Genomic DNA, 12,236 nt, shown 5'->3' on the forward strand with positions numbered 1-12,236 from the left:
GGTGAAAGCACTCACTTTACTGATGGTGAATGATTACCCCGACTATATCGACGCGGGGGAGTGGGCGCGATCTCTCAAGGCGCGCGTTTCGGGCCTCGACTTCCGGTTATGGCCCCATCACGGCGATCCCGGCGACATTGACTTGGTGCTGATCGATAAGGGTACGCCGCGCAGGTTTTTTGAAGGTATGACGCGATTGCGTGCAGTTGCCTATCTCGGCGCGGGCATAGACGGCTTGCAACTGGGTGAGCTGCCTGCGGGCGTTGGCGTCGTACGTTTGGCGACCCGCGAACTTGCCTCTGAGGTTGTGCAGTACATTGTTCTCAGAGTACTGTGCCGGCAACGCCATGTCGTTGAATATGCTCTCCAACAGACCCAGAAGAGATGGCGCCCGATCGCGCCACGGAAGACCAGCGAGACCCGCATCGTTATCCTTGGGGCTGGGCGTATCGGTGGATGGGCCGCGCGACTCTTCGCCGAGCTGGGATATCGCACGGCGGCATGGTCCCGCAACCCTAAGCAAATCGCCGATGTGGCCTGTTACGCTGGTGCCCCAGCGCTTAAGGAGGCCTTGGCTGAACGAGACTTCGTCGTGTGCGCGCTGCCGCTGACCACCGAAACTCGAGGAATACTTAATTCCGAAACTTTCCGTCTGATGAAGCGCGGCGCCTACCTCGTTAATGTCGGACGCGGAGCACACGTCGACGAGGCTGCACTTCTGCACGCCATTGACGCTGGGCAACTGTCAGGCGCCTGCCTCGATGTTTTTACCTCGGAACCGCTCGACCAGGCGAGTCCGCTATGGGCCCATCCGAAGGTGACCATCACACCACATGTGGCAAGCTATTGGGTCGATTCGGGCATAGCGCAGGTGGCAGGTCTGTGCGAGCAGATCAAGTTGGGCAATGACATCACCAATCTCGTAAATCTTGAGCGGGGCTACTAAGGGCCCGTATGGCAATAACTGCTTCAGTTCCTTGACGGGATTCGGCCAATTGCCGCGGCCTAATGAACCTAATCGATTCGAAAATTTCTGTACGGACCCTAAGTGCGGGCTAAGAATCCACTCTTAGTCCGTTAATGGCGCGAACACGATCTCCAGCATTGTCACCCGCGATGTCCTCCGGGCGGAGGCTGAAGAGACTGCCACCGCACTTTTCAACCTCGCCAAGGAACACCTCGAACAGCTCAAGGCGAGGCCATCGACTTAAGCCTAGCTGTGCGTGTTTCGACATTTCGACGTCGCGGTGTCGGATTATTTGCATGCAAACCAGTTTTACGACGCTATCCTCCCATCCTCAACGGAAGATTCTGGGAGGAATGCATGGCTGCGCATGAGCAACATGCCGTTGAAATCATTAGGGACAAAGAGTGGTCGGTTCGCGTGACGGTCAACGGCACCACCACCACGGTCCCTTTTACATCTGAGAGCTACGCGCGTTCGTTCGCAGACGGTCAGGCGTTCCGACTGGGCGTTCAGGTCGCGGAGATCAAGAAGGCGGCCTAGCTGCGCGCTTGCCCCAAGAGCCCCACAGCGATTGAACCTCGAGTCACCAAAGCCGGTTGAAATTAGCCGTTGCGCGGCATAAGAGCTTGTGCCTATAGTTAGTACGTGGCTCGCACGAACAAACAGACTGACTGTGACGACCTGTAGATGGCGCCCAAGCTGGGCTGCTGCGCGGTCTGGAGGTGAGCCGGAACACTCGGTCAACAGGGGATACGCACAGTGAACCGCTTTCAGAAACTCTCGACCGCAGCGCTCGTCGCAGCATCCTTCACGTCGACCGCCCTCGCCACGAATGACAAGCTGACGATCGGCATCGTCACCTTCTCGACATCCGACGTCGACACAAACCAGATGGTCGACACGATGAGCCAGGAAGCCAAGTCTAAGGGCTGGTCGGTGGAAACGCTCAATGCCAATGGCGATCCTTCGCAAGCGATCACCAGCATCAAGCAGCTGGCAACCAAGAAGGTGGACGCCATCATCGTCACGGTCTTCGATTCGACGGGCCTGGCGGCCGGGCTCCAGGCGGCGGCGGACGCAAAGATCCCCGTGCTTTCGGCCGGCGGCGGCATGGCAGACGGGATCGCGCTATCTGCAAGTACCGGTGCTGCGCAACCGCTGATCGACTTGATGCTGAAGGACATCGGCAAGTCCGGAACTGTACTCGACCTCACCTACCATCCCGGCATTCCGTGCCGCGAACGAGCCGACGCCTTCGATACGGCGGTCAAGGCAAATCCGGGGCTCAAGGCGACCTCGCACGAGATCAGCATCCCGGGTGCTGCCGAATCGTCGCAGGCCGCGACCAGCGCCTGGCTTGCAGCCAATGCCAACGCCAAGGGGCCGTTCGCCATCTTCAACTGCTATGACGACAACGCTATGGGCGCGATCGCGGCGCTGAAGCAGAACGGCCGCAGCGACGTGAAGGTCTATTCGTTCAACGCCACGGCGCCCGCTGTCCAGGCTGTCAAGGACGGGACGATGACCGCCACGCTCGGTGTCGATCTGACTTCGGCAGGCAAAATGCTAGTCGATCAGATTCCCGACATCCTGGCAGCCGGCGACCAGTGGAAGCCCAAATCCTTCGTGCCAGGCTATACGCTCGTCACCAAAGAGAACGTCGACAAGTTCATCAAGGACAATCCGCAGTAAGCTCTCCTGATTGTGGGTCTGGGCCGGACTTGCCTGGCCGGGCCGGAGTGCTGTCATGAGAGCCGCCATGTCCGCTGATCATTCCCTGCCCGAAACCCACGCTCCGGCAGAGGCGCCCCGCGTCCTGCCGTCAACGCAGACCGGCTATGCCTCGCCCAATGCCCGACAGCGGCGCGCGTTGCTCATGCGCCTGCTTGGAACCTACGGCACCATCATCGTGCTGGCGTCGATGCTGGGGATCTTCTCGGTGCTGGAGCCGGGGACCTTCGCAACCATCGGCAATTTTCGCAACATCGTAAACGACATGGCGATCGGCACCATTGTCGCGGCCGGCCTCACCGTGCCCCTCGTCGCCGGTGATTTCGACCTCAGTATCGGCTATGTCGCGAGTTTCTGTGGGCTTCTCGTGGTCGGGCTGTTGAGCAGCAGTGGCTTGCCGATCCTACCCGCCATCTTCCTTGTCGTCGGCCTCGGAACGGTCATCGGCATTGTCAACGGCATTGTCGTTTCGAAGATCGGGGTGAACGCCTTCATTGCCACGCTTGGCACGGGCACCATCGTCGTCGGGCTGAACTACGCCTATTCGGGCGGAATTCCGCTGCAGCTCACCCAGTCGCGCGAATTCACAAATATCGCGATCGGCCGGATTGCCGGAGTGCCGCACCTCGTCATCATCATGGCCGTCGTGCTTGCGCTGCTGTGGGTGATCCTCAACCGAACAGTGCAGGGCCAACACATCAAGGCCATCGGCGTCAGCCCGGAATCAGCGCGCCGCGCCGGCGTCGCCGTCGATCGCAGCCGCATCGTTGCCTTCGCCATCGCCAGCACCTGTGCTGCTATAGGTGGCGTGCTGATGGCCTCCAATCTCGGCTCCGGCCAGGTGACGGCGGGTGACAGCTTCATGCTGACGTCGTTTTCGGCCGCCTTCCTCGGTTCGGCGGCGCTGCGAGAGGGTCAGTTCCATATCCTCGGCACCTTGATCGGCGTGCTGACGGTCGCCGTCGGCAACAATGGGCTGGCCATGATCGGCGCGCCGATCTTCACGCAGTTCCTGTTCACCGGCTGCCTTCTCGTCGTCGCCGTAGCGCTCGGCGGTATTGGCCGCCGCTATGCGAGGGGATAGGCCATGGCGCAGAAGATGCTGCTCAGCCTGCGCCGGATCTGCCGCAGCTTCGGCGGCATCCAGGCACTCGATGACGTTTCGCTGGACATCGCCAGGGGCGACATACTCGGCCTCGTTGGCGACAATGGTGCCGGCAAGTCGACGCTGATCAAAATCCTGGCCGGCGCGCATGACCCAACTTCCGGCGACGTGATCCTCGAAGGGCGGCCGCAAAAGTTGTCGCCGCCGTCCGAAGCGCAACGCCTCGGCATCGAGACGGTCTATCAGGACCTGTCGCTGATCGGCACGTTCACTGCCGCCGAAAACTTCTTTCTCGGCCGCGAGATTGCGCTTGGCCGCGGCCCGGCGCTGCTGCGCTGGATCCGCCGCAAATCGATGGGCGACATCGCGATGCGCGGCCTCGAGGAACTGCACATCGAGATCCCCGGGGTGCGCAGCAAACCGGTGGATCGCATGTCCGGCGGCCAGCGCCAATTGGTGGCGATCGCGCGCGGTGCCTTTTGGGGCCACAAGCTGCTGCTGCTCGACGAGCCCACCGCGGCGCTCGGCGTACGCGAATCCCGTGAGGTGCTCGACCTCATCAAACGACTCGGCGCCCAGGGGCTGACGATCGTCATGGTCACCCACAATCTCGATCATCTCTGGCAGGTGTGCAACCGCGTGGTGGTGATGCGCAGGGGCCGCAAGGTCGCCGATCTCGCAAGTTCCGGCACCAACATGGAGGACGTCGTCGCTTATATCACCGGCGCCAGGCAGCCGGCGACCGCGCAGGCGGAAGCATGAGCGCGGCTGAAACGATGACGCTGCGCCGGCTGCTGGGCAATGCGCCGAGCCGCTGGGGGCATTGGGGTGCCGACGACGAGATCGGAGCGCTCAACTATCTGACCGCCGACGAGGTCAAGCGCGGCCTGGCGTCGGTGCGGGACGGCCGCACCTTCACCCTCGGCGTGCCGGTCGGGACTTCTGAGGGCGATGCCGTCTTTCCCGGCCGCTGGCCGGCGAAGCATTTCATGGTCGCCGACAAGGCCGGCTTCGAGAACGGTCACTGGCAACCGCTTGCCGGCGGCCTCGAATTCGCAGACGACTATATCACCAGCTTCGCACAGGCCGGCACGCATTGCGACGCGCTCGGCCACATGTGGTTCGACGACACGCTTTGGAACGGCTTCGCGGCAAGCAGTACCAATGGCGGCATGACCAAGGCCAGCATCATGCCGATCGCGGAGCGCGGGATCGTCGGACGCGGCGTGCTGCTCGACATCGCCCGGTTCCGCGGCAAACCGGCCCTTGAGCGCGCTGAAACATTCACGCATCGCGACCTCATGGAATGCGCCCGGGCCCAAGCGGTCGATATACTGCCGCGCAGCATCCTTCTCGTTCGCACCGGCTGGGTCGGCGCACTGGCGGCGGGAAGCCAGCGCGTCGGCGATGGATATTGGGAACCCGGACTGACCTTCAGCCTCGACCTCGTGCGCTGGTTCGACGAGATGCAGATCCCCTGTCTGGTTACCGACACACTGGCCAACGAGACAACCTACGAGCCCGAGACCGGGTTGATGCTGGTGCTGCACGCCGCGCTGATGCGCAATCTGGGCGTGGCGTTCACCGAAATGGCATCGCTCGACCTGCTGGCCGCCGACTGTGCCTCGGACCGCCGCTACGAAGGCTTCTACTGCGCCAGTCCGGTCAAAGTGAGCAAGGGCACCGGCGGCGCGGCAAATCCAGTGTTCATCAAATAGCACCCAACAAGGTGGAACGGCTTATGTCTTCTGCAGACGACCAGATCTGTTTCCTGCCGGCCACGGAACTGGCCCAGCGCATCCGGCGCCGCGACCTGTCGCCGGTTGAAGTAACCGAGGCCTATCTGCGCCGCATCGAGGCGCGCAACCCGGTGGTCAACGCCTATACGCTGGTTCTCGGCGACCAGGCGATGGAAGCTGCGCGGGCCGCCGAAAAGTCCGTGATGGCAGGCGGTCCGCTTGGACCGCTGCATGGCGTCCCCGTCGGCATCAAGGACCTCGACGATATGGCCGGCGTGCCGACCTCGATGGGGTCGTGGGCGGTGCACGACCGGGTGCCCAAAACAAGTGCTGTGGCGGTCGAGCGCCTGCTCGACGCAGGCGCCATCGTGCTCGGCAAGACCAACACGCCGGAGTTCGGCCATAAAGGTATCACCGACAATCTGCGCTTCGGGCCGACCAGCACGCCCTTCGCGATCGGCTACAATTCCGGCGGCTCGTCCGGCGGCAGTGCGGCAGCGGTCGCCGACGGCATGGCGGCCCTGGCGCAAGGCACGGACGGCGGCGGTTCGGTCCGCATCCCCGCCTCGTTCAGCGGCACCGTCGGCTTCAAGCCCTCTTTCGGCCGCATTCCTTCGGTGACTCGCCCCGACGCCTTCTTGTGGGGACATCCTCTGGTCCATATCGGACCGCTGACCCGCACCGTTGCGGACGCCGCGCTGATGACCAAGATCATGGCCGGGCCTCACAACCGCGACCCGTTCTGCCTGCCGGATCACGGCGTTGACTATGTCGGCGCCGTTGCCGGGCGGACGCCGAAACTGCGCGTGGCCTACAGCCCGCGACTGGGCAATTTTCCGGTCGAAGCCGGGGTCGCCACCGTCGTTGCCCGGGCCGTCGATGTCATGCGAGCACATGGCATTGAGGTTGATGAGGTCGAGCTCGATTTCAGGGCCGATCACAAGGAACTGGCGGCGCTTTGGGTGCGCACGATCTCGATCCACTATGCTGCCATCGCCGTGTACTGGAAACAGGAGGGCATCGATCTAATGGGCAAGCATGCCAAGGTGCTCACCCCGCAGTTCCTCGCCATGCTGGAGGGCGCCTACAAGGTGTCCGCCGTCGACCATGCGCTCGACGATCTTTTGCGCACCGGCGTCTTTGACGGCCTCGAGGATGTATTCGAAACCCATGACCTGATCGTCTCGCCGACGCTGGCCGTTCCGCCCGTCAAGAATGCCCCCGACGGCAACACGATCGGGCCGACATCGATCAATGGCGAGGCGGTCGATCCGCTGATCGGCTGGTGCATGACCTATCCGATCAACTATACCGGCCATCCGGCGATTTCGGTTCCGGCCGGCCTGACGGCGCAGGGCCTGCCGGTCGGCCTGCAGATCATCGGGCGGCGGCACGCCGACGAAACCGTTCTGGCGATGGCGGCTCAGTTCGAACGTATGCAGCCCTGGTTCCAAAGCTATCCGGGGCTCGCTGGATAGTTGGGTGTCGGAACACCTAGATCGGAAGCTGCAGTAGCTCGGAAATCACCAGACCGGCTGCGCCTAGGAGGGCGGCCCGGTCACCTGCATCGCCGGCAATGAATTCGATCGCGCCGCCGGGTCGTGACGGAACCATGGCGCGGACATGCTCCGCGATTGCGCCGAGCAGGCAATCGCCGCCGAGCACGACATCGCCATGCATGATGAAAATGTTGGGCGCCACCGTCTGCTGCAGATTGGCGATGCCGACGGCGACGTTGCGGGCATACCGGTCGAGCAGCTCAGCCGCTCCCGGCAGCCGCCGCGCCGCCATGTCGACGAGGCGGGCCGAGTCGATTAGGTCTGGCTCTGGCAGAGCCGTGCGGGCGGCCTCCCGCCGGAGCCAGCTCAAGGTGGCAATGGTGTCCCAGCAGCCGCGCCTGCCACAGCGGCAGGGCTCGCCGTCGAGCTGCACGAAAGTGTGTCCGAGTTCGCCGCCTGCGCCTGCCGTGCCACGATAGAGGTGCCCGTCGAAATAGAGTGCGCCGCCCAGCACCTCGCCCGTGTAGACGACCGCGAATTGCCTGACGCCGCGCCCGGCGCCGAACCAGCGGTCGCCGACCAGCAAGGCGCGCGGATGATGGTCGAGCTTGACCGGCAGGCCGAAGCGTCGCCCGAGATCGTCGGCGAGCGGGTAGCGGTCGAGCGCCGGCGCGAGATTGACAGCGACGATCGACCCGCGATCGGTGTCAACCATGCCGCCGACGCCAACACCGATCCCGAGAGGCATGCGCCGCGCCCTGGAGAGAGTGTCGCCGACGCATTCAGCGATCGACTCGATGATTGGCCGGACCGGCCCCCTGCCGTCCGGCAGGGCCATCTTGCGTTCCGATTCGATCTTGCCGTCGAGCGTCGCCACGCAGGCATGCACGGCATCCGGCATCAGCAGCACACCGCAGATCGGACGGGCATTGGGCGAGAACCACAGCGGCCGGGCCGGCTTGCCGCCGCCCGGACTGGGAGGAACCGGGTCGCTCTCGACCAGCACCTGATCGTCGATCAGCGGCTGCACGATTCCGGAAATGGTGGTGCGGTTGACCCCGGCCAGGCGGGCCAGTTCAGCCCTGCTCGTCGGCCCAAGATCGAACAGGGCCTGCAGCACACGGCCGCGATTGGTCGAGCCGACCATCGAGGACGACAGCAGCGCCTTGCGCCGGCGCGAAACCCGCTCCGCGCCGGACGCATCGCCGGGCGGCGTGAACAGAGCGCTGCGTCCGCCATTCGGGCGCCCATCGTCGGTATCGTCCATCGTCGAGTTTTTCATAAGGGGCATCCTGCCAGCTCTTCTAACCCAGGACCTTACCGGTTTCGAGCACTTTGTGCGAGCAGGCAACAAACTCGTGCATTGCCAGGACAAGATGCGTCGCAAATGTTCAAAGACACGCCAGCTCGGCGTCTCCTGACTAATTGGTGTCACAATAAGTTCCTGACCCACTTCGGCTTTGACACGTTGCGCGACCTGCCGGATTTCGAGGCACTCGAGGACGCTGGCCTGCTGTCCAAGGACAAGCTGCTCGCCGGCGACATTCCGGTTGGCCAGACGAGCGGGGAGCGTGATGATGAGGTGGACATCGTCGCTGAAGGCGAGATGCCATGAGCAGACAGGTCTCTTCGACTCTCGGCAATCTCACGTCCAGGACCGATCGCGTGGCAATCGGTGATCGGGATCATGGACTTCAACCACATCGCCTTCGACAAGATTGGCTGGAAAGATCACCACCAGAAAGCGAACCGGCCGCGGTTCGCCGTCGCCGCGCCAAAGAAGGATATTGCTCGATCACCGCCTCGATGCGCTGTTCGACTAGCCGGCTGTCCGCGATGGCGTAGCCCCCCATGCGCAAATTCTCTATCACTGTGAGGCGCGGAAACACACCGCCGCCCGGCGGCATCAGCACCAGCCCCTGGCGCACCACCTCATGGACGGCAAGGTTGGAGAGCGTTGCATCGCCCAGGCTGGCCGTGCCGCTCCACACCGGCAGCGCGCCGGCAATCGCCTTGAGCAGGGTCGACTTGCCACAGCCGTTCGGTCCGAAGATGCAGGTGATCTTACCAGCCTCCGCGCTTAGCGAAACGCCATGGACGATCTCCTGCTTGCCGTAGCCGGTGACGATGTTTTCGGCGGTGAGGGTGGTGCTCATTGCGGCCGCCCCAGATAGGTCTGCATAACTTCCGAATTGCGAACGATGTCGCTAAAAGAGCCGCTGGCCACGACGCGCCAACCGTCCGTCGGCCTTCGCGCCGGCTGTTCACAGCTGCTCTACGCGCTCAGTTTTCGACAAGCCGGCCAGAGAACTATCCTTCCAGAAGCGACGCGGGATCAAGGGACGTCGCCTGGCCGGACGTGACGCGCAGGAGAGGGCATCTTTGCAAACGCGACGATCACTCCGGCACGCCGGAGATGCCCAGCGCCTCGACGTAACGCTCGGCGAACACCTTGTCCCGCCACGGGTTGATCTGTCTCTGCAGAGTGAGCGTGTAGGTCGGGAACGCCTCCATCAGCCGCCGCGCCGCCGCCTGCGCTTCGTCCAGCCGGTTAAGTTTGAGCAGCGCCATGATCACCACCCGGTGCGAGGAGCCGTAATTCGGCATCTCGCGCAGCGCTCGTTCTCCCCAAACCAGCGCTTCCTCGTAGCGTTCGAGCATCAGGTAGCTCATCCCGATGCCGGAGAGCGCGATGCCCTTCTCGGGGTCGACCGGACTCAGCCGCATTGCCCTGTGGAAGTGCTCGATCGCGACGAGGGGGTGGCCGGAATGGGCGTTCACCCAGCCGCTGCCCGTATGGCCCTGCGCCGAATTGGGGTTAAGGAGCAGGGACCGTTCGATCGTGTCCAGCGCCGTCTCGTAATCCTTGGCGCTGTAGGCGATCACCTGCGCGGCGAAACGCAAGCTTGTCGGGTCGTCTCGCGCGTCCGCCAGCACCTCGCGAGCCATGCGCACGGCTACGCGGATATCGTCGGGCTCGTGCCAGCACTGACTCACCGACAGGCTGCGGATATAGGCACCGAGTGCCTTCGCCAGGGTGAAGCCTGGGTCGATGCTGAGCGCCTCGTTGGTGAGCCGGCGCACGTCGGCGAAGCCTTCGCGCGTCATGCTGTAGAAGCGCGGCAGCGCACGAAGGTAGAGGTCGTAGGCACCGATGTAGTCGGTCGGCTTCATGCGCGCCTGCTTGATCTCCTGCAGCCGGATGCTCGGTTCGACAGCGCCGACGACGCTCTCGGTCACCTTGTCCTGCAGGTCGAAGATATCGCTCACGTCGCCCTCGAAGCGGTCGGCCCAGACATGGTGTCCGCTGATCGCGTCCACCAACTGCCCACTGATGCGCACCCGCGATCCTGCTCTGCGGATGCTGCCTTCGAGCACGTAGCGGACGCCCAGCTCGCGCCCGACCTGGCGAAGGTCCACCGCCCGGCCCTTGTAGGTGAAGGACGAGTTGCGGGCGATCACGAAGAAGGAGTTCACCCGGCTCAATCCCGTGATGATGTCCTCCACCAGCCCGTCGGCGAAGTATTCCTGGTCGGGATCGCCGCTCATGTTGGTAAAAGGCAAAACCGCGATCGAGGGTTTCGCGGGCAGCGGAGGCGATGCAGCCACCGAGGCACCGGCGTCGGTCTCGACGCGGTAGGCGCGCACAGGCCGCTCGATGTTCTTGAGGCGCAGGTCGCCGAGCGGCGTGAAGCCGCAGTCGAGCTTGCCCTGAAGGTGGTCGTAGGCGGTGCCTGAGACGACCACGGTGCCGGGGTCGGCGATGCTGTCGAGGCGGGCGGCGATGTTGACCCCGTCGCCGTAGAGGTCGCCGTCCTCCTCGCAGACCACGTCGCCGAGATTGATGCCGATGCGGAAGCGAATCCGCTCTTCCTCGGGCATCTCCGCCTCGTGTTCTGCCAGGGCCTGCTGGATCGCCATCGCCGAGGCCACCGCGTTGACGACGCTGGCGAACTCACACAGCATGCCGTCGCCGGTGAGCTTGACGATCCGACCCCGGTGCTCAGAGACCAGCGGTTCGAGGAGGTCCTTGCGGTAGATCTTCAGCCGCTCGAGCGTGCCGCGCTCGTCGCGCTCCGTCAGGCGCGAATAGCCGACCACGTCGCAAACCATGATCGCTGCGAGGTGGCGCTGCGTGGTCATTGCACCGCTCAGCCAAGCGCCTGCACGCGGGCCGCCCCGCGTCCATGTCCTGCCAACTTCCAGACGCCCCACGTGCATGGTATCCGTCTCTCCCAGTCGCCGCCCGTCGCCGATACAGAACGGAAAACGCAGCTCGACCTTGCCTTCACGAGATTTCGCTATCCCGCTTGCGAGGCGTGGAGCGTTCCAGTCGCCGCGCTAACAGCCAACCGGCGACACGCCCACGCAGCCTCTGGGGACGCTGACACGCCACTCCCAGAAGGCCGGAGATATTTGCTGCCCTTGGTAACCGGTTGACGCCACCGTCGCGGTGCTTTTGTCACCGCGATGTAACAGCGAGATGGCCCTACGAACGCGCGCATCGGGCATCACACCAGACGTTCGCGCTTAGAGGTGCTGAGGTCGGAAAGTGGCGCGTTCGCTTGGCGAACGCGTAACAATGACCCTCGTTGCTGCCGTTTAGTCGCAAAATCCCAAAGCCCGGATCGGGTGACGCGCATCGACTGTTCCGAGACACCGGCCGCGCGGTGCGAGGCCATGTCTGCGGCCATCCGCTCGACATCACTACGGAACTGCGTTCTAAACCAGGACGTGATGGTGAAGGTTGGCCGCGCCGCGACAAGCTGCGCCGCCCCGTCCGACGAGCTTCTTCGATGCGCCCCGCCTGCTCCTGGATCATCATGATGTATTGGCATGGCGCGACCCCAACTACGGCAATGTCGCATATTGCTATCCAGGAATCACTCGATTGCAAGGCCGTCGAGCGGATGGAGAAAGTCAGCGACGAACAATACCGCCGCTGAACCTTACCGGGGCCGCAGCGTCTCGCACTTGGCGAAGTCTTGCGCTGCCGAGTTCTGCAATAGTGACAGGCACGCTGCCAACTCACCCCAGCCAAATGTATTGGCATGGCGCGACCCCAACTACGGCAATGTCGCATATTGCTATTCAGGAATCACTCGATTGCAAGGCCGTCGAGCGGATGGAGAAAGTCAGCGACGAACAATACCGCCGCTGAACCTTACCGGGGCCGCAGCGTCTCGCACTTGGCG

General features: G+C 63.6%; 11 protein-coding genes and 2 pseudogenes. 10 read left to right on the plus strand and 3 right to left on the minus strand.

Features of this window, described 5'->3' with window-relative positions; translation table 11 throughout:
• Window position 1: 1 nt before the first annotated feature.
• The 7 genes from NKJ91_RS21910 (at window position 2) to NKJ91_RS21940 (ending at window position 7,020) form a co-directional block, all read left to right on the plus strand.
• Entirely contained in the window at window positions 2-946 is a 945-nt protein-coding gene (locus tag NKJ91_RS21910; RefSeq protein WP_352457236.1) for an NAD(P)-dependent oxidoreductase, read from the plus strand.
• Between the two features lie 378 nt (window positions 947-1,324).
• A complete protein-coding gene (locus tag NKJ91_RS21915) occupies window positions 1,325-1,507 on the plus strand; it encodes a hypothetical protein (RefSeq protein WP_023679139.1) in 183 nt (60 codons plus the stop codon).
• Between the two features lie 219 nt (window positions 1,508-1,726).
• Window positions 1,727-2,659: a sugar ABC transporter substrate-binding protein gene (locus NKJ91_RS21920; protein WP_352457237.1), complete on the plus strand. Its 933-nt coding sequence runs from the start codon at window positions 1,727-1,729 to the stop codon at window positions 2,657-2,659.
• Window positions 2,660-2,726: 67 nt separating this feature from the next.
• Window positions 2,727-3,782: an ABC transporter permease gene (locus NKJ91_RS21925; protein WP_352450301.1), complete on the plus strand. Its 1,056-nt coding sequence runs from the start codon at window positions 2,727-2,729 to the stop codon at window positions 3,780-3,782.
• Window positions 3,783-3,785: 3 nt separating this feature from the next.
• Entirely contained in the window at window positions 3,786-4,565 is a 780-nt protein-coding gene (locus tag NKJ91_RS21930; RefSeq protein ID WP_352457238.1) for an ATP-binding cassette domain-containing protein, read from the plus strand.
• Window positions 4,562-5,521 carry a cyclase family protein gene (locus NKJ91_RS21935; protein ID WP_352457239.1) on the plus strand — a complete coding sequence of 320 codons (960 nt, stop codon included), beginning with the start codon at window positions 4,562-4,564 and terminating at the stop codon, window positions 5,519-5,521. The genes NKJ91_RS21930 and NKJ91_RS21935 overlap by 4 nt, the downstream gene beginning before the upstream one ends.
• Before the next feature lie 23 nt (window positions 5,522-5,544).
• The gene (locus NKJ91_RS21940) at window positions 5,545-7,020 is read left to right on the plus strand and encodes an amidase (RefSeq protein WP_352457240.1); all 1,476 of its coding nucleotides are present in this window, start codon (window positions 5,545-5,547) and stop codon (window positions 7,018-7,020) included.
• A 16-nt stretch (window positions 7,021-7,036) separates the two neighbouring features.
• Here the strand turns inward: NKJ91_RS21940 and NKJ91_RS21945 are convergent, their stop codons facing one another.
• Window positions 7,037-8,323, minus strand: a complete 1,287-nt coding sequence (locus NKJ91_RS21945; protein WP_352457241.1) for an ROK family protein — start codon at window positions 8,321-8,323, stop codon at window positions 7,037-7,039.
• A gap of 156 nt (window positions 8,324-8,479) precedes the next feature.
• Between NKJ91_RS21945 and NKJ91_RS21950 the strand changes: the two are divergent.
• Window positions 8,480-8,656: pseudogene (locus tag NKJ91_RS21950) on the plus strand (SMC-Scp complex subunit ScpB); the annotation flags it as partial.
• A 79-nt stretch (window positions 8,657-8,735) separates the two neighbouring features.
• On the opposite strand, the gene NKJ91_RS21955 reads toward NKJ91_RS21950, so the two are convergent.
• Together NKJ91_RS21955 and NKJ91_RS21960 are read right to left on the minus strand one after the other, a co-directional pair.
• A complete protein-coding gene (locus NKJ91_RS21955) occupies window positions 8,736-9,197 on the minus strand; it encodes an ATP-binding cassette domain-containing protein (RefSeq protein ID WP_352457242.1) in 462 nt (153 codons plus the stop codon).
• Between the two features lie 241 nt (window positions 9,198-9,438).
• A complete protein-coding gene (locus NKJ91_RS21960) occupies window positions 9,439-11,184 on the minus strand; it encodes an adenylate/guanylate cyclase domain-containing protein (protein WP_352457243.1) in 1,746 nt (581 codons plus the stop codon).
• Window positions 11,185-11,633: 449 nt separating this feature from the next.
• Between NKJ91_RS21960 and NKJ91_RS21965 the strand changes: the two genes are divergently transcribed.
• Window positions 11,634-11,987, plus strand: a complete 354-nt coding sequence (locus NKJ91_RS21965) for a cupin domain-containing protein (protein WP_352457244.1) — start codon at window positions 11,634-11,636, stop codon at window positions 11,985-11,987.
• Between the two features lie 86 nt (window positions 11,988-12,073).
• Window positions 12,074-12,202, plus strand: a pseudogene (locus NKJ91_RS21970) ((R)-mandelonitrile lyase); the annotation flags it as partial.
• Between the last annotated feature and the right edge of the window lie 34 nt (window positions 12,203-12,236).

This window comes from Mesorhizobium sp. M0040, assembly GCF_040323505.1.
GTDB lineage: Bacteria > Pseudomonadota > Alphaproteobacteria > Rhizobiales > Rhizobiaceae > Mesorhizobium.